Source organism: Streptomyces sp. TG1A-8 (assembly GCF_030499535.1).
Classification (GTDB): domain Bacteria; phylum Actinomycetota; class Actinomycetes; order Streptomycetales; family Streptomycetaceae; genus Streptomyces.
This window is the reverse complement of the sequence record NZ_JASTLB010000001.1, coordinates 3,923,316-3,947,178: the sequence shown is the minus strand read 5'-3', so window position 1 is coordinate 3,947,178 and position 23,863 is coordinate 3,923,316. Positions and strand designations below refer to the sequence as shown.

General features: G+C 71.7%; 22 protein-coding genes and 1 rRNA gene. 13 read left to right on the top strand and 10 right to left on the bottom strand.

Annotated elements, in window-relative coordinates; genetic code table 11:
• Positions 1-114 precede the first annotated feature (114 nt).
• Complete coding sequence (locus QQY24_RS17190; protein WP_301973570.1) at positions 115-993, top strand: hypothetical protein; 879 nt, start codon at positions 115-117, stop codon at positions 991-993.
• Between the two features lie 99 nt (positions 994-1,092).
• Positions 1,093-1,272: a hypothetical protein gene (locus tag QQY24_RS17185; protein ID WP_301973569.1), complete on the top strand. Its 180-nt coding sequence runs from the start codon at positions 1,093-1,095 to the stop codon at positions 1,270-1,272.
• 13 nt (positions 1,273-1,285) lie between these two features.
• On the opposite strand, the gene QQY24_RS17180 is transcribed toward QQY24_RS17185, so the two are convergent.
• Entirely contained in the window at positions 1,286-1,612 is a 327-nt protein-coding gene (locus tag QQY24_RS17180; protein ID WP_301973568.1) for a metal-sensitive transcriptional regulator, read from the bottom strand.
• A 193-nt stretch (positions 1,613-1,805) separates the two neighbouring features.
• Between QQY24_RS17180 and QQY24_RS17175 the strand changes: the two genes are divergently transcribed.
• Positions 1,806-2,426, top strand: coding sequence for a DUF47 domain-containing protein (locus QQY24_RS17175; protein WP_208033008.1), 621 nt, complete (start codon positions 1,806-1,808; stop codon positions 2,424-2,426).
• A gap of 7 nt (positions 2,427-2,433) precedes the next feature.
• Positions 2,434-3,432, top strand: a complete 999-nt coding sequence (locus QQY24_RS17170) for an inorganic phosphate transporter (RefSeq protein WP_301973567.1) — start codon at positions 2,434-2,436, stop codon at positions 3,430-3,432.
• A 159-nt stretch (positions 3,433-3,591) separates the two neighbouring features.
• Here QQY24_RS17170 and pstB read toward each other — a convergent pair whose 3' ends face one another.
• From pstB to pstS, 4 genes are all read right to left on the bottom strand, one after another.
• A complete protein-coding gene (gene pstB / locus QQY24_RS17165) occupies positions 3,592-4,368 on the bottom strand; it encodes a phosphate ABC transporter ATP-binding protein PstB (RefSeq protein WP_301973566.1) in 777 nt (258 codons plus the stop codon).
• Between the two features lie 43 nt (positions 4,369-4,411).
• Positions 4,412-5,473, bottom strand: a complete 1,062-nt coding sequence (pstA, locus tag QQY24_RS17160) for a phosphate ABC transporter permease PstA (protein WP_301973565.1) — start codon at positions 5,471-5,473, stop codon at positions 4,412-4,414.
• Entirely contained in the window at positions 5,470-6,480 is a 1,011-nt protein-coding gene (gene pstC / locus QQY24_RS17155; protein ID WP_301973564.1) for a phosphate ABC transporter permease subunit PstC, read from the bottom strand. Before pstC ends, pstA begins: the two co-directional genes overlap by 4 nt.
• A gap of 151 nt (positions 6,481-6,631) precedes the next feature.
• Positions 6,632-7,759 (bottom strand): phosphate ABC transporter substrate-binding protein PstS, encoded by a 1,128-nt coding sequence (pstS, locus tag QQY24_RS17150; protein WP_301973563.1) that lies wholly within the window; start codon positions 7,757-7,759, stop codon positions 6,632-6,634.
• A gap of 323 nt (positions 7,760-8,082) precedes the next feature.
• Between pstS and QQY24_RS17145 the strand changes: the two genes are divergently transcribed.
• Positions 8,083-9,654, top strand: coding sequence for an FAD-binding oxidoreductase (locus QQY24_RS17145; protein ID WP_301973562.1), 1,572 nt, complete (start codon positions 8,083-8,085; stop codon positions 9,652-9,654).
• Positions 9,655-9,720: 66 nt separating this feature from the next.
• Here the strand turns inward: QQY24_RS17145 and QQY24_RS17140 are convergent, their stop codons facing one another.
• From QQY24_RS17140 to QQY24_RS17130, 3 genes are all read right to left on the bottom strand, one after another.
• On the bottom strand, positions 9,721-10,425 hold the full coding sequence (locus QQY24_RS17140; protein ID WP_301973561.1) for a phosphatase PAP2 family protein: 705 nt from the start codon (positions 10,423-10,425) through the stop codon (positions 9,721-9,723).
• A gap of 230 nt (positions 10,426-10,655) precedes the next feature.
• The gene (locus QQY24_RS17135) at positions 10,656-11,657 is read right to left on the bottom strand and encodes a bifunctional lytic transglycosylase/C40 family peptidase (RefSeq protein ID WP_301973560.1); all 1,002 of its coding nucleotides are present in this window, start codon (positions 11,655-11,657) and stop codon (positions 10,656-10,658) included.
• Between the two features lie 457 nt (positions 11,658-12,114).
• Positions 12,115-12,894, bottom strand: a complete 780-nt coding sequence (locus QQY24_RS17130) for a serine protease (protein WP_301973559.1) — start codon at positions 12,892-12,894, stop codon at positions 12,115-12,117.
• Between the two features lie 560 nt (positions 12,895-13,454).
• Here QQY24_RS17130 and QQY24_RS17125 point away from each other — a divergent pair.
• From QQY24_RS17125 to QQY24_RS17095, 7 genes are all read left to right on the top strand, one after another.
• Entirely contained in the window at positions 13,455-14,789 is a 1,335-nt protein-coding gene (locus QQY24_RS17125; RefSeq protein ID WP_301973558.1) for a peptidase S8, read from the top strand.
• Between the two features lie 490 nt (positions 14,790-15,279).
• Complete coding sequence (locus tag QQY24_RS17120) at positions 15,280-15,588, top strand: hypothetical protein (RefSeq protein WP_014673544.1); 309 nt, start codon at positions 15,280-15,282, stop codon at positions 15,586-15,588.
• A gap of 153 nt (positions 15,589-15,741) precedes the next feature.
• Entirely contained in the window at positions 15,742-16,563 is an 822-nt protein-coding gene (locus QQY24_RS17115; protein WP_301973556.1) for a hypothetical protein, read from the top strand.
• Positions 16,553-17,884, top strand: coding sequence for a hypothetical protein (locus tag QQY24_RS17110; RefSeq protein WP_301973555.1), 1,332 nt, complete (start codon positions 16,553-16,555; stop codon positions 17,882-17,884). Before QQY24_RS17115 ends, QQY24_RS17110 begins: the two co-directional genes overlap by 11 nt.
• Positions 17,881-19,440 (top strand): SCO6880 family protein, encoded by a 1,560-nt coding sequence (locus QQY24_RS17105; protein ID WP_301973554.1) that lies wholly within the window; start codon positions 17,881-17,883, stop codon positions 19,438-19,440. The genes QQY24_RS17110 and QQY24_RS17105 overlap by 4 nt, the downstream gene beginning before the upstream one ends.
• A gap of 11 nt (positions 19,441-19,451) precedes the next feature.
• Positions 19,452-20,864 (top strand): ATP-binding protein, encoded by a 1,413-nt coding sequence (locus tag QQY24_RS17100; protein WP_301973553.1) that lies wholly within the window; start codon positions 19,452-19,454, stop codon positions 20,862-20,864.
• A gap of 8 nt (positions 20,865-20,872) precedes the next feature.
• Positions 20,873-22,429 carry a type IV secretory system conjugative DNA transfer family protein gene (locus QQY24_RS17095; RefSeq protein WP_301973552.1) on the top strand — a complete coding sequence of 519 codons (1,557 nt, stop codon included), beginning with the start codon at positions 20,873-20,875 and terminating at the stop codon, positions 22,427-22,429.
• Here QQY24_RS17095 and QQY24_RS17090 read toward each other — a convergent pair.
• Entirely contained in the window at positions 22,418-22,996 is a 579-nt protein-coding gene (locus tag QQY24_RS17090; protein ID WP_301973551.1) for an N-acetyltransferase, read from the bottom strand. The genes QQY24_RS17095 and QQY24_RS17090 overlap by 12 nt on opposite strands.
• A 93-nt stretch (positions 22,997-23,089) precedes the next feature.
• On the opposite strand from QQY24_RS17090, the gene QQY24_RS17085 reads away from it, so the two are divergent.
• The gene (locus tag QQY24_RS17085; RefSeq protein ID WP_301973550.1) at positions 23,090-23,638 is read left to right on the top strand and encodes a cysteine hydrolase family protein; all 549 of its coding nucleotides are present in this window, start codon (positions 23,090-23,092) and stop codon (positions 23,636-23,638) included.
• Between the two features lie 96 nt (positions 23,639-23,734).
• On the opposite strand, the gene rrf is transcribed toward QQY24_RS17085, so the two are convergent.
• Positions 23,735-23,851, bottom strand: a 5S ribosomal RNA gene (gene rrf, locus QQY24_RS17080).
• Between the last annotated feature and the right edge of the window lie 12 nt (positions 23,852-23,863).

The following is a 23,863-nucleotide window of genomic DNA, read 5'->3' as shown; positions in this document are numbered from 1 at the left end:
GGTACCGATCCGCGGCACGCCGGGCGACGGTCCGCGTGACGGCACCCCCCACCCGTCGTTAACCGGACAACGGGGGACCCGTGACGGACGTACCGGCTTGGGGGTAGGCAGGCGATGGATCGGCGGCAGCACAGACGCCCGGGCAGGACGGTCGTCGCGGTGGGCATCCTGGGCCTCACGGCCGGGCTCGGAGCGGGCACCGCCGGGTGCTCGGGCAGCGGGGCCGCCGCCGAGGGCGTGCCCGGCGCGGGCGGCGACCCGGTCGCCGCCCTGCACCGCGCGGCCGACACACTGCGCGCGGCGGGCAGTTCGAAGGCCACCACCTCCATGGAGATGGCGACCGGCGGCACCCGGGTCACCATCCGCGGCACCGGCGTCTACGACTACCGGCGCCGCACCGGCCGGCTCACCGTCGTCCTGCCGGAGGACCCGACGGGTGCCGCCGAGCACCGGCCCATCACCGAACTGCTCGCCCCCGGCGCCCTGTTCATGAAGAACCGGGGCGCGGGAGTGCCCGCCGACAAGTGGGTGCGGGTGGAGACCGCGTCCCTGTCCGACGGCAACCTCGTCACCGGCGGCGCGACCGACCCGTACGTCGCGGCCGAGGTGCTGCGCGGGACGCGCACGGCGGCGTACCTGGGCCGGACCGAGGTCGGCGGGACCGAGGTGCTGCACTACCGGGGCACCGCCGACCTGGCCGGAGCGGCCGAGAAGGCCTCGGCGGACAACCGGGCGTCCCTGAGGGCGGCGGCGGCCGGCTTCGCCACGGCCCGGGTCCCCTTCGACGCCTACCTGGACGAGCAGGGCCGGCTGCGCAAGCTGCGGCAGAGCTTCTCCTTCGTCAACGGGCGCCGCAGGACGGCGGTGGCGGTCGCCTCGACCACGCTCCTGTACGGCTTCGGCACCCCCGCCGACGTCAGCCTGCCGCGCCCGCGGGACATCTACGCGGGCCGCGTCGCCGGCGGCGAGGGCGAGATCCGGCCGCCCCACTAGTCCGGTATGCCCGGAACGCCGCCGCGAACTAGCCCGTCCGTGCCATGCGCGGCGTGGTGAGGGTTGCCTACCCTGGAGGTCGGAGACGGCAGGGGAGAGGTGACGCACGTGGCTCCGGTCGACGGTACGGCGGTCCAGGACCACGTGGCCCTCGCCGAGATCGAGCTGTGCGGGGAGCTGATGATAGCGGCGTCGGCGGCCGAGGACCGGCTCAGCCTGGAGAGCATCGACGAGGTGCTGCGGGTCGCCGAGGAGCGGGTGGCCGAGCGGCGGGGCTGAGCGGCGCCGCGGCTCAGGTGCGCAGCAGCCGGCCGATCGCCTTCGTCGCCTCGTCCACCTTCGCGTCGATCTCGTCACCGCCCTTGAGGGCCGCGTCCGCGACGCAGTGGCGCAGGTGCTCCTCCAGCAGTTGCAGCGCGAAGGACTGCAACGCCTTGGTGGAGGCCGAGACCTGGGTGAGTATGTCGATGCAGTAGGTGTCCTCCTCGACCATGCGCTGCAGGCCGCGGATCTGGCCCTCGATCCGGCGCAGCCGCTTGAGGTGCTCGTCCTTCTGCTGGTGGTAGCCGTGCGTGGCGGCTCCGGAGGGCGCCGTGGCGCCGGCCTCGGTGGTCGTCATCGCGTCCTCCAGTTCCGACACATACCCCTGGCGGGTATATGGTAACGAATTCCGCTGGGTATAGGGGCCTTGGTACGCCCCCTTGATGATCGTCCTGTCCGATGGGCGACACTGGGGGACGGCCCGATAGCCGTGGCCGGATGATGCGCCTAGCATCAGCCTGACCGAAACCGAAGCACCCCGAGGACCCCACGTGCGCTTTCGTCTGACCCCCAGGGAGACGAGCTTCTACGACATGTTCGCCGCCTCCGCGGACAACATCGTCACCGGCTCGAAACTCCTGATGGAACTGCTCGGGGCGGACTCCTCCGCCCGAGCCGAGATCGCAGAGCGTATGCGGGCCGCCGAACACGCGGGTGACGACGCCACGCACGCGATCTTCCACCAGCTGAACTCCTCGTTCATCACGCCGTTCGACCGCGAGGACATCTACTCCCTCGCCGGCTCCCTCGACGACATCATGGACTTCATGGAGGAGGCCGTCGACCTGGTCGTCCTCTACAACGTCGAGGAACTGCCCAAGGGCGTCGAGCAGCAGATCGAGGTGCTGGCCCGCGCGGCCGAGCTGACCGCGGAGGCGATGCCGAACCTCCGCACGATGGACAACCTCACCGAGTACTGGATCGAGGTGAACCGGCTGGAGAACCAGGCGGACCAGATCCACCGCAAGCTGCTCGCCCACCTCTTCAACGGCAAGTACGACGCCATCGAGGTGCTGAAGCTCAAGCAGATCGTGGACGTCCTGGAAGAGGCGGCGGACGCGTTCGAACACGTGGCGAACACGGTGGAGACCATCGCCGTCAAGGAGTCCTGAGGCGTCGATGGACATCTTCGCCCTGGTCGTGACCGTCGCGGTCGCGCTCTTCTTCACGTACACGAACGGCTTCCACGACTCCGCGAACGCGATCGCCACCTCGGTGTCGACGCGGGCGCTGACCCCGCGGGCCGCCCTCGCCATGGCCGCGGTGATGAACCTCGCGGGCGCCTTCATGGGCTCCGGGGTCGCCAAGACCGTCAGCGAGGGCCTGATCGAGACGCCCCAGGGCTCCAAGGGGATGGGCATCCTCTTCGCCGCGCTGGTCGGCGCCATCGTCTGGAACCTGGTCACCTGGTACTTCGGCCTGCCCTCGTCCTCCTCGCACGCCCTGTTCGGCGGCATGGTGGGCGCGGCGCTGGCGGGCGGCACGAACGTGCTCTGGGACGGCGTCCTGGACAAGGTCGTCATCCCGATGTTCGTCTCCCCGGTCGTCGGCCTGATCGTCGGCTACCTGATGATGACGGCGATCCTGTGGCTCTTCCGCCGCTCCAACCCGCACAAGGCCAAGCGCGGCTTCCGGATAGCGCAGACCGTCTCGGCGGCCGGCATGGCCCTCGGCCACGGCCTCCAGGACGCCCAGAAGACGATGGGCGTCGTGGTGATGGCCCTGGTGATCTCCGGCCACGAGACCTACGGCGACCCGATCCCGGTGTGGGTCAAGCTCGTCTGCGCGATGATGCTGTCGCTCGGCACCTACGCGGGCGGCTGGCGCATCATGCGCACCCTGGGCCGCAAGATCATCGAGCTGGACCCGCCACAGGGCTTCGCGGCGGAGACCACGGGCGCGTCGATCATGTTCACCACGGCGTTCCTGTTCAAGGCGCCGATCTCCACGACCCACGTGATCACCTCGGCGATCATGGGCGTGGGCGCGACGAAGCGGGTGAACGCCGTGCGCTGGGGGGTGGCCAAGAACATCGTCCTCGGCTGGTTCATCACGATGCCGGCGGCGGCGCTGGTGGCGGCGGTGGCCTTCGGCCTGGTCAACCTGACGGTGCTGTAGGTTCCGGGCCGCCTTCCGGCCGGCCGCTGCCCGGCCGGTCCCGGGCCGGCCGGCGGACACGCGTGGGCCCGCCCCCGGGAGCCGGGGGCGGGCCCTCCTGCGTCCTCGCGGTGGCACCGCCATGCAGCACCGCGAGGGGTCCGGCACGACCGCCCCGGCTCAGCCGAAGCGGCCCGAGATGTAGTCCTCCGTGGACTGGACGGAGGGGTTGGAGAAGATCCGCTCGGTGTCGTCGATCTCGATGAGCCGGCCGGGCCGGCCGACCGCCGCCAGGTTGAAGAACGCCGTGCGGTCCGACACCCGCGCCGCCTGCTGCATGTTGTGCGTCACGATGACGATCGTGAAGCGCTCCTTCAGCTCGCAGATCAGGTCCTCGACGGCGAGCGTGGAGATCGGGTCCAGCGCCGAGCAGGGCTCGTCCATGAGCAGCACGTCGGGTTCGACCGCGATCGCCCGGGCGATGCACAGCCGCTGCTGCTGGCCGCCGGAGAGACCGGAACCCGGCTTGTTCAGGCGGTCCTTGACCTCGTTCCAGAGGTTCGCGCCCTTGAGCGACTTCTCGACGATGTCGTTCAGCTCGCTCTTGCGGTAGTTGCCGTTCAGCCGCAGCCCCGCCGCCACGTTCTCGAAGATCGACATCGTGGGGAACGGGTTCGGGCGCTGGAACACCATGCCCACCTCGCGGCGGACCGACACCGGGTCGACGCCGACGCCGTAGAGGTCCTCGTCGTCCAGGAGCACCTTGCCCTCGACACGGCCACCGGCGGTGACCTCGTGCATCCGGTTCAGCGTGCGCAGGAACGTCGACTTGCCGCAGCCGGAGGGCCCGATGAACGCGGTCACCGAGCGCGGCTCGACCGTCATCGAGATGTCCTCGATCGCCTTGTGGGCGCCGTAGTAGGCGGTCAGTCCGCTCACGTCGATTCGCTTGGCCATGACTTGCTTCACTCCCAGACTCTTCAGTCGCCGTATGGCCGCGTCAGCGACCGGTCTTGGGGGCCTTCCAGCGGGCGATCCCGCGGGCCACCAGGTTGAGGATCATCACGAAGGCGATCAGCGTGAGCGACGCCGCCCAGGCGCGGTCGTAGGCCGCCGTGGAACCCGAACTGTTCGCGTACTGCTGGTAGATGTACAACGGCAGCGACGCCTGCGCGCCCTCGAAGGGGTTGGCGTTGATGAAGGTGTTGCCCCACACCAGCAGCAGCACCGGCGCCGTCTCCCCCGCGATGCGCGCGATCGACAGCATGACGCCGGTGGTGATGCCGCCGATGGAGGTCGGCAGGACCACCTTCAGGATCGTCCGCCACTTCGGCACGCCGAGCGCGAGGGAGGCCTCGCGCAACTCGTTCGGGACGAGCTTGAGCATCTCCTCGGTGGAGCGCACGACGACCGGCATCATCAGGATCGCCAGGGCCAGCGAACCGGCGAAACCGAAGGGCTGCATCTCGAACATCAGCATGAGGCTGAGGATGAACAGGCCCGCGACGATGGACGGGATGCCGGTCATCACGTCCACGAAGAAGGTGACGGCCTTGGCGAGCCCGCCGCGCCCGTACTCCACCAGGTAGATCGCCGTGAGCACGCCGACCGGGGCGCCGATGGCGGTGGCGAGGCCGACCTGCTCCAGGCTGCCGAGGATGGCGTGGTAGATGCCGCCGCCCGGCTCGGAGTCGGCGACGACGCCCATGGAGTGGGTCAGGAAGTACGGGTCGAGGACCTTCACCCCGCGCCGCACGGTGGTCCAGATCAGCGAGACCAGCGGCACGACGGCCAGCAGGAAGGCCACCCAGACCAGGGAGGTCGCGATGCGGTCCCTGGCCTGCCGGCGCCCCTCGACCCGCGCCCCGATGACGTACGTGGCGAGGACGAACAGGACGGCTGCGATCAGGCCCCACTGGACCCGGCTGCTCAGTCCGGCCCCCAGGCCGACGGCGACCGCGGCCGCGACGGAGCCGGCGGCGATCGCCCACGGCGACCACTTCGGCAGGCGGGCGCTGCGCAGGCCGCCGGTCCGCTCGCCGGTGAGGGAAGAGGTGCTCACGCGTTGGCCCCCGAGTACTCCTTGCGGCGGGCGATGATCGCACGGGCCGCGCCGTTGACCAGCAGGGTGATGACGAACAGGATCAGACCGGAGGCGATGAGCGCGTCGCGGCCCTGTTCGGTGGCCTCGCCGAACTTGCTGGCGATGTTCTGGGCGAAGGTGCCGCCGCCCGGGTTCAGCAGGCTGCCGTGGATGAGGAAGTCCGGGGAGAGCACGGTGGCCACGGCCATCGTCTCGCCGAGCGCGCGGCCGAGGCCGAGCATCGAGGCGGAGATCACGCCGGAGCGCCCGAAGGGCAGCACGGCCATGCGGACGACCTCCCAGCGCGTGGCGCCGAGGGCCAGGGCGGCCTCCTCGTGCGTCTGCGGCACCTGGCGGAAGACCTCGCGGCTCACGTTGGTGATGACCGGCAGGATCATGATCGCGAGCAGGATGCCCACGGTGAGCATCGAGCGGGGCGCGCCGCCGTCCCAGGAGAAGACCCCGGTCCAGCCGAGGTAGTCGTCGAGCCAGCTGTACAGGCCGGTCAGGTGCGGTACGAGGACCAGGGCGCCCCACAGGCCGTAGACGATGGACGGCACGGCGGCGAGCAGGTCGATCACGTAGGCGATGGTCCCGCCCAGCCTGCGCGGGGCGTAGTGGGTGATGAACAGGGCGATGGCGACGGCGATCGGGACCGCGACGACCATCGCGACGACCGAGGAGACCACCGTGCCGAAGGCCAGCACGGCGATGCCGAAGACCGGCGGGTCGACGTTGGTGTTCCACTCGAAGGTGGTCAGGAAGTTGCCGTGGTCCCGGCCGATCGCGAGGGAGGCGCGGTAGGCGAGGAAGACCGCGATCGCGGCCATGATGACCAGCAGCAGGATGCCCGAGCCGCGGGACAGGCCGAGGAAGATGCGGTCACCGGGGCGGGTCGCGCCGCGGGCGTTGCGCTTCTGCCCGGCCGGCGCGGGCCGGGGCGCGGGGGGAGGGGGTGCGTCGGTTGTCTGCGTCGATATGTCCATCGGGTTCTCCGGTCTGCGGAGCCGGCGGGGCGGACGGCTCGGTGGAGCCGCCCGCCCCGGCGGGGGCGCGTGGCTCCGGGCGGCGGTGCACCGGACGGTGCGGGCCCGGTCCCCCGGGGAGGCCGGGGGACCGGGCCGCACTCGGATCAGGTCAGCTCAGGCCCGCGATGGTGCTGCGGACCTTGGTGATGATCTCCTCGGGCATCGGCGCGTAGTCGATGCCGCTGAGGATCTTCTGGCCGTCCTCGGAGGCGATGTAGTTGAGGAAGGCCTTGGTGGCGGGCAGGGTGTCCGCCTTGTTGCCCTTGTCGCAGACGATCTCGTAGGTGACCAGGGTGATCGGGTAGGCGCCGTCGGCCTTGGTCGTGTAGTTGAGCTGGAGCGACAGGTCCTTGCCGGTGCCGACGACCTTGGCGTCGGCGATGGCCTTGGTGGCGCTCTCGCTGCTGGGGGCGACCGGCTGGGAGGCGCCGGTGGCGATGCTCACGGCCTTGGCGCCGTCACCGACGTAGGACAGCTCGAAGTAGCCGATGGCGCCGTTGGTCTGCTTGACCTGCTGGGCCACGCCGGAGGACTGCGCGGCGGACTGGCCGCCCTTGGCCTGCCAGGCCTTGCCGCCGGAGTACTTCCAGTTGTCCGGGGTGGCGGCGATCAGGTACTTGGTGAAGTTGTCCGTGGTGCCGGACTCGTCCGAGCGGTGGAAGGCCTGGATCTTCAGGTCGGGGAGCTTCGCGCCGGGGTTCAGCTTCTTGATCGCGGCGTCGTTCCAGTTGGTGATCTTGCCGTCGAAGATCTTGGCGAGGGTCGGGGCGTCCAGGACCAGGTTGTCCACGCCGCTGACGTTGTAGCCGATGGCGATCGGGCCGCCGACCATCGGCAGGTCGATGCCCTGGCCGCCGCTGCAGACCTTCTTGGAGGCGGTGACCTCCTCGGGCTTCAGCGCGGAGTCGGAACCGGCCCAGGGGATCTGGCCCTGCGTGAACGCGGTCACACCGGCGCCGGAGCCGCCCGCCTTGTAGTTGATCTGCACACCGCAGGCCTGCGAGAACTGCTTCACCCAGGCGTCGATCGCGTTCTTCTGCGCGGAAGAGCCGTCGGACAGCAGCTGGCCCTTGGCGTCGTCGCACTTGACCGAGCCCGCGCCGGCCGACGAGGACGCGCCGTCCGTCGTCTTGGCGCCCGTGTCGTCGGAGCCGCACGCCGTCAGGGCCAGGGCGCCGGAGACGGCGACGGCACCGAGGGAAAGGGCGCGCAGCCGGTTCTTGCGCTGAAGCTTCACTTTCGGGGGTTCCTTCCAGGAGCCGCCGCTGTCGGCGGCGTGCGACGTTCATGGGATGCGTGAGCGCATGTATCGCCGCACTCCGCACCGTGCACGGCCGAAACTAGGCAGAACAGGTAAAGCCGTCGATGGCCGGAAGTGAACGAGGGGTGAACCCCTGCCGTCGGCCCGGTGAGGTCACGGAATGCTCACGGGGAGGGCACGCGCGGGTTCCGGCGGGCGGGGTCGCGCGCACGTGCGGGCGTGTCCGTTCCGCTCCCCCGGGAACCCGCGTGCGCACGCCGTCGTCTCGTTCCAGGGAGAGCCGAGGAAAGGCGACGGACATGCAACGGCGTACGTTCATCGGGGGCGGCGCGGTCGCGCTGGCCGCCACCGCTCTGACCGGGTGCGACGGGAGCGGGGGCACCGCGGCCGGCTCGTCCCCCCTCCCTTCCGTGCGGACGGTCTCCTCCTCCCGCACGGCCCTGCGGACCACCGGCGCGGCCGCCGCCGCGAACTGGGCGGCCCTCGCCCGCGACCTGGACGGCACCCTGGTGCGCCCCGGCGACGCGGCCTGGCGGACGGCGCACCAGCTGTACAACACCCGCTTCGACGACCTGAAGCCGGCCGCGGTCGCCTACGTCGCCCACACCGCCGACGTCCGGACGGTGCTGGCCTACGCGCGGGCCCACCGCGTCCGGGTGTCGATACGCAACGGCGGCCACTCCTACGCCGGTTACTCCTCGGGCGACGACCGCCTCGTCCTCGACGTGTCCCGGCTGGACCGGGTCCGGGCGAGCGGCGGCCAGGCGGTCGTGGGCGCGGGCGCCAAGCTGATCGACGTCTACCGGGGGCTGGCCGCGAAGGGCGTGACCATCCCCGCGGGCTCCTGCCCCACCGTCGGCGTCTCCGGCCTGGTCCTCGGCGGCGGCCACGGTGTGGCCTCCCGCGCCTACGGACTGACCTGCGACAACCTCACCCGGGCGACGCTCGTCACCGCCGACGGCACCCAGGTGGACGCCGACGCGAAGGACCACCCGGACCTGTTCTGGGCGCTGCGCGGCGCGGGCAACGGCAACTTCGGCGTCGTCACCGAGCTGCACTTCACGACCCACCCCGCGCCGCAGGCGGTGACCGCGTACCTGACCTGGCCGTGGGCGAAGGCGGCGGCGGTGCTCGGGGCGTGGCAGGAGTGGGGGCCGGACCAGCCCGACGAGATCTGGTCGTCGCTGCACCTGGCCTGCTCACCGGGCCGCACCCCGACGGTCTCCGTGTCCTGCTTCTCCCTGGGCACGTACGGCGAACTGCAGAACGCCGTGGACCGCCTGGCCCACCGGGCCGGTGCCGACGCCTCGTCGGTGTCCCTGCGGCGCCGGGGTTACGAGGAGGCGATGGAGATCTACGCCGGCTGCTCCTCCTTCTCCGCCGACGCCCAGTGCCACCTGCCCGGCTCCACGCCCGGCCGCTCCACGCGGGGCGCCCTCGGCCGCGAGACGTACGCGGCCCGCTCGGACTTCTTCGACCGGTCGCTGCCGGCGGCGGGCATCCGGACCGTGCTGCGGCAGCTGGGCGCCGTCCGGGGTGGCGCGGGCAGCATCGCCCTCACGGCCCTGGGCGGCGCGGTCAACCGCGTCGGTCCCACGGCGACGGCCTTCGTGCACCGGCGCTCGCGGATGCTGGCGCAGTACATCGCGTCCTGGAGCGCGGGGACCTCCGGCGGCCCCGCCCAGTCGTGGCTGGCGTCGGCGCACACCGCGATGAGGCCGTACGCCTCCGGCGCGGCGTACCAGAACTACACGGACCCGGCCCTGACCGACTGGCGCAGGGCCTACTACGGGGACGCGGCGGCCCGCCTGACCCAGGTGAAGAAGCGGTACGACCCGGAGCGGTTCTTCACCTACGCGCAGGGGCTGTGAGGGGGACGGCGGGGGCCGCGGGACCGCGGGGAGCCGGGCTCCCCGCGCCGACCGGGAGCCGCGGCGCTACGCCGCCAGGTCCCGTTCGTCGGACTCCACCGGCGGACGGGCACCGGAGCGCAGCGCGTCGTTGCGCTCCCCGGCCTCCGCCGACCGGCTCCGCACGAGCCGGCGCGTCCCCCGCGTCCGCTCCACCGCCTTCGCCAGCGGCGTCAGCAGCGCCATGGCCACCGGCGACAGCAGCAGCGCGACCGCGGTGCCCAGGGCGAAGCCCCCGATCACGTCCGTCGGGTAGTGCACGCCCATGTACACCCGGCAGAACCCCTCCAGCAGGGCCAGCACGAGGCCCGCGATGCCGAAGCGGCGGTTCGCGACGAACAGGGCCGCCCCGAGCGCCATGGTGATCGTCGCGTGGTCGCTGACGAAGGAGAAGTCGGACTTGCCGGAGACGAGGACGTCCAGTCCCTGGTGGTCGACGAAGGGGCGGGGGCGGGCGACGAAACCCCGGATCGGCACGTTCACCAGGACGGCGATCCCGGCCGCGAGCGGCGCCCACACCACCGCGGCCACCGAGGACGCGGCGTCCTCGCCGCGCCGCCGGGCGGACCACCAGCAGCCCAGCACCAGCAGCGCCATGGCGAGCAGCAGGCCGTACTCACCCACGAACTCCACGGCCCGGTCGAACCCGTGCGGCGCGTCCTTGGCCAGGCCGTTGATGTCGTAGAGCAGGTCGACGTCGGGGTTCGATCCGGATTCGGCGAGTACAGCCATGGTGCTGCGGCCCCTTCGTCGTCTTCCCGGACGCACCTCGTGTGCGTCGCTCCAGCCCCCCGTGGTTCGTAGATCCGCTTCCGCTGCACTGGCGCACTGACGTCCGCTCGGCTACGTCAACAGGAACGCACGGCTCCCCGGTGAACGTTCCACTCTCCACCGAATGATCACGCAGACGTTATCGAAGAGAAACCCATCCTCCCAGCTCAGGGGGCGGTTTCACGCTGGGTTCACACGTTCGTGGGGAGTGCTTTTGCGCCATCTTCGGTGACCCGGGTGGCACCGAAGTAGTCGGGGGTGTCGACGGGGTCGAACCGGATCACGGCACCCGTCCGGGGCGCGTCGATCATGTAACCGCCGCCCACGTAGATGCCCACGTGCCGGATGGCCCGCGAGTCGGTGAGGTTGTCCGAGAAGAACACCAGGTCACCGGGGAGCAGTTGGTCCCGCGAGGGGTGCGGTCCGGCGTTGTACTGGTCGTTGGCCACGCGGGGCAGGGTGACGCCGACCTTCCCGTACGCGGCCTGGGTCAGGCCCGAGCAGTCGAAGCGCCCGCCCTGGCCGGCGGTGCCGGTGCCGCCCCACAGGTAGGGGGTGCCGAGCTTGCTCTGGGCGAAGGCGATGGCGCCGGCCGCCTGCCGGGTCGGGTCGATCCGGGTGACCGGGGCGGCGAAGCTCTTCTCCAGACTGCGGATCCGCTCGACGTAGTTCCGCGTCTCGCTGATGGCCGGGACCCCGCCCGCCCTGATGACCCGGTAGGCGCCGGCGTTGTAGGCGGCGAGCATGTTGTCGGAGGTGTTCCCGGGGACGTCCTTGACGTACTTCGCCAGCTCGCAGTCGTAGGAGGCGGCCGACGGGATGGCGTCGTCGGGGTTCCAGATGTCGCGCTTGCCGTCGCCGTTGCCGTCGATGCCGTGGGTCGCCCAGGTGCTCGGGATGAACTGCGCGATGCCGCGCGCGTCGGCGGGGCTGACCACGGTCGGGTTCCAGCCGCTCTCCTGGTACAGCTGGGCGGCGAGCAGGGCCGGGGTGAGGGCGGGGCACAGGTTGCCCCAGCGCTGCACGAGCTGCTGGTAGGCGGCCGGCACGGCGCCCTTGGCGAGCCCCCGGCTGCCCGAAGTCACGCCGTTGACGAGGTTTCCGGCCACGACGTAGACACCGACGACGAGCAGCATCACGAAGGCCAGCGCGGCACCGGTACCGGCAGCCGTCGCGATCCATGCCTTACGCACCGTCAACCGCCCCTCACCGCCCGGGAGTACGCCGGACGTCAGTGTAAGGGCGGCACGCCCCGGCGCTCCTGTGACCCGCCCCGGTCGGACTCTGTCCAGCCACGGCCCGGGTTAATCACGCGGCCCCTCCAGGACGACCTCCCGCAGCTCCGTGTACCGCCCGGCGGGGTCGGTGCGCCGGCTGAAGACGTCCGAGATGCCTCCCCTACCGCCCTCCCTGGCCACCTGGCCCCGGCTCTGGTCCCGGCCCTGGCCCTCGACAACCCGTACCCGCGCCGGATCACCCGGCGCGCGGCAGCGGCGACAACGGCGGCGAAGCCCGCAGTGCCGGCGGCGGCCCCGGCCCCCGGGCAGCCGGCCCCGGTGACGGCGGTCCGCCGGCCCCCACGGCCCGCGCTCCCTCGGCCGGGCGGCCGCCCCGGAGGTCCCCGGGGCGGCCGCCCGGCTCGCCCACGCCTCAGGCGCCGGACGCGGCCACGGCCTCCCGGTACAGCCCGGCCGCCGCCCGGCCCAGGACCACGCTGTAGGAGACGTCGGCGGTGGAGCCGCCCCGCTCGTGCCCGCCGAGCACTCCGACGACCCGCTGGTCGCCGGTGATCCACGGACTGCCGCTGGTGCCCGCGGTGAGGTCCGGGCAGTCGACGCGCTGCTGCGTACGGCTGTGCGCGGCCGGCTCGCCGGTGCAGCCGAGGGGCACCTCGCGGGAGTCGGGGTAGCCGATGACGGTCACCGCGGCGGCTCCGGGGGCCGCACCGGTGGTGAACCGGTTGCCGCCCACCACGTCCTCGATCCGCTCGCCGTCCAGCTCGTCCACGGGCGCGAGGGCGAGGTCCCCGTCCTCGTCCTCCCCCTCCGTCCACGCCTCCGGCACCAGCGGCCTGCCGACCCTCCACACCCCGTGGGGCACCCGCCCGTCCCGGTACCCCGGCACGAACAGCAGGTCACCGTCGTGGCCGGCCACGCAGTGCGCGGCCGTGACGATGAGGTTCCGCCGCGGGCTGTGCACGACCGAGGCGGTGCAGAAGTGCCCGCCGGCCAGGTCGCCGACCCGGTCCGCGCCGAACAGCGCGCCCACCCGCGCGCTCCGCTCCGTCGCGGCGGCCACGGACGTGACCCCGAGGGGCCCCGGCCCGTCGTCGGCGGCGGCGGCCACGGACGCCGAGGCCAGCACGAGCGTCACCACGACCGCGAGCAGCGCGGGGCGCGGGGCGACCGGGAAGCCCGACGAACGCGACACGGGCGACGTGCGCGCGACGCCCGGAACACGTGTGACGCGCGGTGTGCGTGGACTGCGCTCCATCAGGCCCCACTCCGTTCGGGGAGGGTGAGAAACCCGTTCCGGCGCCACCGTCCGCCGCGGCTCCCCCCGCGAAACCTCCCTGGGGGGCGCAGCGGCACCGGAGGCCGGAACCGCGCGGGCGGGGCCCCGGCGGGGGCCGGGCATCCCGCCCGGCCTGACGTCCACGGTACTGTGCGCCACCGTTCCCCGCCTCCGCGTCACTCTCCGTGCACACCCCGGCGCCCCGGTCCCGCCGAGCCCCGTCCGGGGGCCGGCGCCCCGCCTGTGTCCGGGCTGTGCACCGGGTCAAGCCCCGCCCAGCGCGATCCCATCCCCCCGTTATCGAGCGGTAAGCCCGCACCCTCGTTCAGTAACGCAGAAGTCAGGATTCCGAAAGCCCGCTTGTTGTCGCGTACTCAACAAGCGAGGGTCGTCGCGGGCCGCCGCCCCCACCGGTCACCCGCCGGTGGACCCCCACACCCGCAGGCCTCTGCCCACCTCATCCAGGAGGCTGTACGTTGCGTACGAAAACCCCCAACTCCTCCCACGTATCCGGCAGATGGCGCCGCATCGGTTCGGCAGCCGCGGCCACCGCCGCACTCGTCGCCGCCGGCCTCGCCACCGCCGCCCACGCCGACGCGACCACCTCCGCGGCCAAGCCCGCCGCGACCGGGGTCACTTGGTCGGCCACCCCGTGCGCCACGCCCCGGCACAAGGGCGAACTGGCCTGTGACTCCCTCCGCGTCACCGGCGGCGTCACCGCCTTCGAGAAGGCCCGGGCCGAACGGACCGGAGAGGCCGCCCGGGTCACCCCCAGGACCGCCGCCGCCGGCCCCACCGGCTACGGCCCCTCCAACCTCCAGGCGGCCTACGGCCTCGCCTCCGCCGCCGCCTCCAAGGGCGTCGGGGAGACCATCGCCATCGTCGACGCCTACGACGACCCCAACGCCGAGGCCGACCTCGCCAAGTACCGCTCGTACTACGGCCTGCCCTCCTGCACCACCGCCGGCGGCTGCTTCAAGAAGGTCGGCCAGACCGGTTCCACCACCTCCCTGCCCACCGCCGACAGCGGCTGGGCCGAGGAGGAGTCCCTCGACCTCGACATGGCCTCCGCGATCTGCCCGCAGTGCAAGATCCTGCTGGTGGAGGCCAAGTCCGCCACCATGTCCAACCTCGGCACCGCGGTGAACGAGGCGGTCGCGCTCGGTGCCAGGTTCGTCTCCAACAGCTACGGCGGCTCCGAGTCCTCCTCCGACACGTCGTACGACTCCTCGTACTTCAACCACCCCGGCGTCGCCATCACCGTCTCCGCGGGCGACGAGGGCTACGGCGCCGAGTACCCGGCCGCCTCCCGGTACGTGACGGCCGTCGGCGGCACCGCCCTGAAGACGTCCTCCACCACCCGCGGCTGGACCGAGACCGTCTGGAACACCTCCAGCACCGAGGGCACCGGCTCCGGCTGCTCCTCCTACGACGCCAAGCCCAGCTGGCAGACCGACACCGGCTGCGCCAAGCGCAGCATCGCCGACGTCTCGGCCGTGGCCGACCCGGCGACCGGCGTCGCGGTCTACGACTCCTACGGCGTCACCGCCGGCTGGTACACCTTCGGCGGCACCAGCGCCTCCGCCCCGATCATCGCGGGCGTCTACGCCCTGGCCGGCACCCCGAGCAGCAGCTCGTACCCGGCCCAGTTCCCCTACGCCAAGGCCGGCACCTCCGCGCTCAACGACGTCACCAGCGGCAGCAACGGCTCCTGCTCCACCAGCGCGGGCTACCTGTGCACCGCCGGGTCCGGCTACGACGGCCCGACCGGCTGGGGCACCCCGCAGGGAACGGGCGCCTTCACCGGCTGAGCCCCGTGGCATGACCACCCCGTCGGGCCACGGGGAGCCGCCGGACACGGGGGCGTGGGGTCCCCCCGGCGGCACGAAAGGGAGACGGGCCACGGCAACCGGCCGCGGCCCGTTCTCCCTGCCCGGCGAACCAGTACGGCGATGCCCCGGCGACCACCGCCGGGGCATCGCCGTGCCGTCGGCCGGAACCCCCCGCCCGCCGCCGCCCCGTGAGACCATCGTTGTGGTGCCTCATCCGACCAGTCGTCAGAAACCGGGCAGAACCGTAAAGGAGGTCAACGACGGAACCACACGAAGGTTTCGCCCCGACCTCGTTGCCCCGGGTGACCTGGCGTGATACACAGAGTGACCGTACAAATCATTCATACGAAACCCTCCAGTCAATGACGTCAAGTCGACATACGAACACGACGTCGTCGGCGACAATGAGGCCTGACCTCTGCACACCGCAGAGGCCACGCGGAACTACCCACCAGGGGCGGTGACTTACATGCTCTTTGCGGCCGACAAGGGAGACATCAACACCATCATCGGCGGGATCGCTCCGGACTGGGGCCCCTTCGGCAGCCTGGGCAACGAAGCCAAGGTCATGATCGAGGTGGTGATGGCCGTGGCCATCCTGCTCTGCCTCGGCATCGCGGTCTGGGGCGCGGCCAAGCAGCGGATCGGCGCGACGGCCCTGCGCGACACCTTCAGCGCGGAACAGGGCAAGGGCCTCATCATCGCCGGCCTCACGGGGGTCTTCATCATCGGCTCCCTCGGCACGCTGTTCACGATCGTGTACGGCATGGCGGTCTGACGACCTCCCCCTCCGCTCCCCCGTGTCCCCTCCACCCGTCGTGCCCACCGGCTGAGGTTGCGTTTCCCTGATGTCGAGTCACCACACCGCGCCCACGCGGGAACCAGCACGGCTACCGTCGTATGCCTACGAGGCGGAGGGGACGTACACGGCATGAGTCCCGGAGACGAACAGGGTTACGGCGACACCGGCCAGACCCGGACCCGACTGCCCGGCGGCGACCCCTACGGGGGCGCACCGCGCCGGGCCGGCCGCTCCTCCTCCCGGAGCCTGATCACGGTCGTCGGCGTGGTCGTCCTCCTCATCGCCGCGATCGCCTTCGCGAACCGGGGGGACGGCTCCGCCACCAGCGACTCACCGGCCAAGAACGCGAACCGACCGGAGACTTCGTCGACGGCGGCGAGCGGGACGAGGCCGGTGGAGTCGAAGAGCGGGGGTATCGCTTCGGGGTTCGCGCACAGTGGGCAGGGGGCACAGAGCGCGGCGGCGAACTATGCCGTGGTGCTGGTCTCGGCCGACATTCTCAAGCCGGTGTGGCGAGGAGAAGTCGTCAGACAGGTATTCATCGCCGATCAGCAGGCAGCCCTCGCGGACAAGTTCGACAAGGCCTACAACAAGCAGTTCCTCAACAGCATCGGCCTGGACGAGGAAGGCAACGCGCCCGCCGGGCACACGTACGTCTCGCGCACCGCGCCACTCGGCACCAAGCTCACGGATTACACGGGCTCCGCAGCCACGGTCGAAGTCTGGTGCACCGGCGTATTCGGGACCGCTGGTGACGATTCGACCAATCCCGTCACCAGCGACTGGTTCACAATGGCCTTCCAGCTGCGCTGGTCGGATGGTGACTGGAAGGTCTACAGCTTCTCCCAGAAAGACGGCCCAGCACCCGTCCCCGGTGACGACAAGGCATCCAGCGCCGACCAGATGGCCAAGGCCGTCGAGGAGTACGGAGGCTTCACTTATGCCCGGTAGCCAGCGTCGCGTACTCAAGGTCGCCGCCGCCCTCAGTGCCGTGCAGGGCGCTGTCCTTCTGCTGGCCGCCCAAGCAGTCGCCGCGCCCAAGCCATCCCCGTCGTCGAACAAGTGCGACCTCATCGTCGGCCCCGCCAAGCAGTTCTGCGAGAAGGACACCGGCGGCTCCAGGAACGGCCTCAGGACCGGCACCACAAACCCCCTCACCGACTCGCTCGACCCCCTCTCCTCCCTGGCCAAGGGCTGCGCCGACGCCGCCGCCTGGACCATCGGGAAGCTCAGTGACGCCGTGAAGGAGACCGCCAACGTCGACTTCACGAACACCAAGTTCCTCCAGCAGTACGCCGTCGTCTTCGCGGCCTCCACGATCCTCACCCTGCTGCTGTGGCTGCTGGCCGTGGCCAAGCGCGCCGTGCGCGGCGTGCCCCTCACCACCGCCATCTCGGAAGCCGTCGGCTTCCTGTGGCTGACGGTGCTGGCCTCCGCCTTCACCCCGCTGATCCTGTACACCGTCGTATCGGCCACGGACGGCGTCACCGAGGTCCTCGCCAAGGCCACCGGCGACCAGACCGACACCTTCTTCGGCACCTTCTCCAGCGCGATCGGCAAGGGCAACGACATCGGCGGCGGCCCCATCATGCTGATCGTCGTCTCGCTGGTCAGCATCCTCGCCGCCGGTGTCCTCTGGCTGGAGCTGGTCATCCGCGCCGCCCTGCTCTACGTCGGCGCCCTCCTCGGCACCGTCGTCTACGCCGGCCTGGTCGACAAGAACCTGTGGGGCCACGTCCGCCGCTGGGCCGGAATCATGATCGCCGTCATCCTCGTCAAGCCGGTCATCGTCATCGTGCTCGGGCTCGCCGGCGCCCTCTCCGGCGACAGCGGCCCCGACGCCTTCTCCGCCGTCGTCTCCGGCCTCGCCATCATCCTGCTCGCCATCTTCGCCAGCGCGATGATCTACCGCTTCGTCCCCGGCTTCGGCGACGAGATCGCCGGCTCCCGCAACAACCGCATCATGCAGGGCGCCGAGGGCAAGGCCGCGGCCGTCATCAGCTCCCCGGCCACGATGGTCGCCCAGGGCATCAAGACCCACAGCTCCCGCGCCGACAACAACGCGGGCGGCGCGGCCCAGAGCAGCGGTCCCCGCCCGGCCAACCCCGTCTCCGGCGGAGTCGCCGCCCACAGCAGCCGGGCCCCGGGCGGGAGCGGGGGCGCGGCCGTGCCCGCCACGGCGCCCGCGCCCCGCTCCCCCAGCCCGGCCAGCACCCCGCACGCCAGTAACACCCGCAACACCAGCAACCGCTCGGGAGGTGATGGGCGTTGACGACCGAGTCCCACATGTCCCATCCGGTCACGCCCCGCCGTACGTATCTCATCGGCCGTGCCCGGCCGAACGCGATCATCGGCCGCAACCGCGAATCCGGCGAGATCGCGCTGATCGTCGCCGGCGCCTTCCTCGGCATGATGTGCGGCCTCCTCGTCCCGGTGCTGTCCCTGCGCATCGTGCTGCTCACGGGCTTCCCGCTGCTCGCGCTCGCCGCGGTCTACGTGCCCTACAAGCGCCGCACGTTCTACAAGTGGTTCGAGATCAACCGCTCCTACAAGCGGACCGTCAAGCGCAGCGCCGTCTACCGGTCCCCCGTCATGGAGGCGGGCACCCGGCTGGACGGGCGCGAGGTCGAGATCGGCCCGCCGCCGGGCATCGGCCGGATCACCTGGCTCGCCGCCCCCTTCGGGCCCGACGAGATCGCCGTGCTGCTGCACGCCGACCGCAAGACCGTCACCGCCTGCATCGAGATCGAGGGCCCGGGCGTCGGCCTGCGCGACTCCGAGGACCAGGAAGCCCTCGTCGACCGCTTCGGCACCCTGCTCAAGCACGTGGCCAACGGCGACGGCTTCGTCACCCGCCTGCAGATGCTCGCCCGCACCCTGCCCGCCGACCCGGACGCACACGCCAAGGACGTCTCCGTGCGCGGCGACCACCGCGCCCCCGACTGGCTGCAGCAGTCCTACGACCAGCTCCAGTCCATGGTGTCCACCAGCAGCGAGCAGCACCGCGCCTACCTCGTCGCCTGCATGCACTACAACCGCGAACTGGCCGCCGAGGCGCACGCCATGGCCCGCGCCGCCCGCCCGCAGGCCGGGCGCAAGCTCGACCGGGACGCCGGGCTCGCCATCGTCATGGCCCGCGAGCTGACCGACATCTGCTCGCGCCTGCAGGAGGCCGACATCCGCGTCCGCCAGCCGCTCGGGCAGAGCAGGCTCGCCTCCCTCATCCACTCCATGTACGACCCGGACCACCCGATCGACCACATCCAGGCGATGACGAGGCGCAACGCCTGGCCGGCCGAGCTGGACGCCATGGAGCCCACCTACCTGCAGGCCAAGACCCGCGAGTCCACCACCCGCGCCCCCTGGTGCCACGCCACGGCCTGGGTGAAGGAGTGGCCGATGACCCCCGTCGGCGTCAACTTCCTCGCCCCCCTCCTCGTCCACACCCCGGACGTCATCCGGACGGTCGCCGTCACGATGGACCTCGAACCCACCGAGGTCGCCATCGAACGCATGCTGACCGAGAAGACCAACGACGAGGCCGAGGCCTCCCGCGCCGCCAAGATGAACCGCACCGTCGACCCGCGCGACATCGCCGCCCACAACCGCCTCGACCAGCGCGGCGAGGACCTCGCCAGCGGCGCCGCCGGAGTCAACCTGGTCGGCTACATCACCGTCTCCGCCCGCTCCCCGGAGGCCCTCAACCGCGACAAGCGGACGATAAGGGCCTCCGCCGGCAAGTCGTACCTGAAACTGGAGTGGTGCGACCGCGAGCACCACCGCGCCTTCGTGAACACCCTCCCGTTCGCCACCGGCATCCGAAGGTAGGGCTGCTTTCCATGCGGGACCCTCTGTCCGTCCTCACCGAGGCCTTCACGTCCTTCCTGTTCGGGAAGGTCGAGACGACCCGGCTGCCCGTGCGCACCTCCACCGGCCAGGCCCAGGCGGTCTACCTGCCGACCGCCGCGCCCGGCCTCGGCGACTCCGGCGTGATCATCGGCCGCGAGGTCTACTCCGGCAAGGGCTACATCTACGACCCGTTCCAGCTGTACGGCCAGCAGCTCCCCGCCCCCCACTGGCTCGTCCTCGGCGAGTCCGGCAACGGCAAGTCCGCGCTGGAGAAGACCTACGTCCTGCGCCAGCTGCGCTTCAAGGACCGCCAGGTCGTCGTCCTGGACGCGCAGGGCGAGGACGGCGTCGGCGAGTGGAACCTGATCGCCGAGGAGCTGGGGATAACGCCCATCCGGCTGGATCCGACGGCCGCCCTGGACATGGGTATCCGGCTCAACCCGCTCGACCCGGCGATCACGACCACCGGCCAGCTCGCGCTGCTGCGGACGATCATCGAGGTCGCGATGGGCCACGGCCTGGACGAACGCTCCGGCTTCGCGCTCAAGGTCGCCCACTCCTACGTCAACGAGACCATCGTCGACCGCCAGCCGGTCCTGACCGACATCGTCGAGCAGCTGCGGCACCCCGAACCGGAGTCCGCCGAGGCGATGAACGTCGCCATAGACGACGTACGGGCGTGGGGCCTGGACGTCGCCCTGGTGCTGGACCGGCTGGTCGACGGTGACCTGCGCGGCATGTTCGACGGCCCGACCACGGTCGGCATCGACCTCGACGCCCCGCTGATCGTCTTCGACCTGTCCCACATCGACCGCAACTCCATCGCCATGCCCATCCTCATGGCGATCGTCGGCGTGTGGCTGGAGCACACCTGGATCCGCCCCGACCGCAAGAAGCGCATCTTCCTGGTCGAGGAGGCCTGGCACATCATCAACAGCCCGTTCGTGGCCCAGCTGTTCCAGCGGCTGCTGAAGTTCGGCCGCCGCCTGGGCCTGTCCTTCGTGGCGGTCGTCCACCACCTGTCCGACGTGGTGGACGGAGCGGCGGCGAAGGAGGCCGCGGCCATCCTGAAGATGGCCTCGACCCGGACGGTCTACGCCCAGAAGGCGGACGAGGCGCGAGCCACGGGCCGGGTCCTGGGCCTGCCCCGCTGGGCGGTGGAGATCATCCCCTCCCTCACCCCGGGCATCGCCGTCTGGGACGTCAACGGCAACGTCCAGGTGGTCAAGCACCTGATCACGGAGACCGAACGCCCACTGGTCTTCACCGACCGCGCGATGACCGAGTCCTCCAGCGACCTGGCCGCGGACGACGCCCTGCGCGCCGCCGAACTGGAGGCCGAACGGCGCGCGGCGGCCTTCGTGGAACAGCACCTGGGCGACTCCGAATCGACGGTGGCGTAGGGGGAAGCGTGAGACCGGACGACCGCGACCGCCGGGGGACCCGGCACGAGGGCCAGGGCGGCATCCCGGACGGCCTGCTGATCGGCACGCTCGCCTTCCTCCTCGGCATCACCCTGCTGGTGTGGACGTCCGCCGGCCTGGCGGCGCTGTTCTCCCACGGCGCCTGGCCCACCGGCGTCACCTTCACCCGCACCCCCCTGGCCATGCGCCACCTCATCGGCCACCCCCACGACCTCCCCGGCGCCTGGCCCGGCGCCCCCGCCCCCCGGCTTCCCGGCTGGGGCCTGTTCTGGGGCCTGTTCATCGGCCAGCTGATGATCCTGCTCGTCGTCACCGTGTTCGTCATGAGCACGATCGCCCGCTGGCGCGCCGGCAAGGCCCGGCGGGCGTTCGAACGGGAGGAGGCGCGGGGGCGCGCGCGGACACCGGCCGCCGCGGCGCCCGAGCAGCGGTACGAGGTCCCCGCACCGCGCGCCGAAGCGGCACCGGCCCCCGTCGCACCACCGCTCCCGGCGCACGCGACGGAGACGGACCCTGCACCACGGGGGGCGCAGATCCTGCTGGGCACGGCCGCGCCGGCTCCCCCGGACGCCCGCCCGGCCGACGGCGGACCGGCGGCCGGGCTGGAGACCCCCCGCGCCGAGGGCACGGTCCTCTGCGCGCCCCCCGCCGTCCGCCACGCCACCGCCGCCCAGGCCGTCCAGGACGCCCCCGGCCCCCTCCTCGTCGTCACCTCGGACCCGGCCCTGTGGGCGCGGACCAAGGACGCCAGGGCCAAGCTGGGCCCCACCCTCCTCTACGACCCCACCCACCGCTGCGACACCCCCGCCCGCCTGCACTGGTCCCCCACCAGCGGCTGCGAGGACAAACCCACCGCGCTGGCCAGGGCGACGGCGCTCCTCGGCCCCGTACGGCCCACCGCCAGGATCGACCAGGCGGTGACCGACACGGCGACCACCCTCCTGCGCAGCTACCTCCACGCCGCCGCCCTGGAGAACCGCACCGTCCGCCACGTCCACCGCTGGGCCCAGGGCACCCAGGTCCAGGACGCCGTACGCACCCTGCGCACCCACCCCAAGGCGGCCCCCGGCGCCGCCGGCGAGCTGGAGGCCGCGCTCACCGCGCACCCCCAACGCCGTGACGTGGCCCAGGAACTGACGACCCGCGCCCTGTCCGCGCTGCTCACGGTCAACGTCCGCGAGGCCTGCACGCCCGACCGAACCGATGCGCTCGCCCTGGATTCCTTCGTGCACGAAGGGGGCACGCTTTACGTGGTCGGCGAATCCATCGAGGACCCCAGGACGGACCCCGGCGCGATGCCGTTCCTGACGGCCCTCGTCTCCAGCGCGGTCGAGCGCGGCCGGCGCATGGCCGAACGGTCATCCTCCGGTCGGCTCGACCCACCACTGACCCTCGTCCTGGACGACGTCGCGGCCGTGGCGCCACTCCCCCAGCTCCCCGACCTGCTCGCCGCCGGAACCGATCGGGGCCTGCCGACCCTGGCCCTCCTGCGCTCCCGCGAACAGGCCAGGGCCCGCTGGCCCCACCAGGACCTACCGGTCTAGCCCGGACGGCCGCGCCAGCACCAACTCCAGCTCCCTGTCCTCCGCATCCTCGGAGAACGACACGACCACCCCGCTCGGCACGAACCCGGCCTTGCGGTAGGCCCCCCGCGCCCGCACGTTGTCCTCGTGCACCACCAGCCGCACCCGCTCGACGCCACGCCGCCAGGCCCACTCCGTACCGGCCTCGAACAGCGCCTCGACCAGACCGCTCCCCCGGTGTTCCGGCCGGACGAACACGCCGACCAGGTGCCCCTGCCGACGCTCCACCGGCAACCCGGCGAAGTCCGTCGTCCCGGGCTCCTCGATCAGCACGGTGACCGTGCCGGCCCACGTCCCGTCCGGTGCCTCGGCGATCACCTGCCGGACCCCGCCGTCCTCCGCACCGGACCGCGCGGCCCGCTCCTGCCAGAAGGAGTCCGGCCGGGCCGCGGCCTGCTCGTAGTCCTCCACGAAGGCGATCGGCGCGACGGGGTCCCGCAGCGCGTCGAGCCGCAACCGCCGCAGGGCGGGCCACTCGTGGGGGCGTACGGTGCGGATGACGTAGTTCTCGGCGGTCACGGTGCTCATGGCAGCACCGTAGCCCGCGCCGTCACCCGGCTCATCCCATATACGGGGGTGTGCCGGTACCGCCTGTCAGTGGCGGGCCCTACGGTGGGCGGCGTGACCACGCTTTCCGACCGCCCCCGCAGCGCACTGCTCATCATCGACGTCCAGAACGGAGTGGTGGCCGGCGCCCACCGCCGGGACGAGGTCATCGCGAACATCGGCACCCTCCTCGGCAGGGCCCGCGCCGCGGACGTGCCGGTGGTCTGGGTGCAGCACTCCGACGAGGAGCTCAGGTCCGGCAGCGGGCCCTGGCAGTACGTCCCGGAGCTGGTCCGCCGCGACACCGAACCCCTCGTCGCCAAGCACTACGGGGACTCCTTCGAGGACACCGATCTGGAGGCCGTGCTGGCCGAGCGGAAGGTGGGCCGACTCGTCGTCACCGGCGCCCAGACCGACATGTGCGTCCGTTCGACCCTGCACGGGGCCGTCGTCCGCGGCTACGACGCGACCCTGGTCGCCGACGCCCACACGACGGAGGACCTCACCCGGTACGGTGCCCCCGCCCCGGAGCAGGTGATCGCGCACACGAACCTGTACTGGAGGTGGCACAGCGCACCCGGCCGCCGGTGCGGGACCGTCGGCACGGCCGACGTCACCTTCTGATGCGGCCCTGACCGGCGGCGCCGGCTGGCACGCGAACGCGAAAAAGCCCCAACTCAACGGGTTTCCACCCGGAGTTGGGGCTCTTTCTCAATGATTGTTCGGCGGTGTCCTACTCTCCCACAGGGTCCCCCCTGCAGTACCATCGGCGCTGTGAGGCTTAGCTTCCGGGTTCGGAATGTAACCGGGCGTTTCCCTCACGCTATGACCACCGAAACACTATGAAAC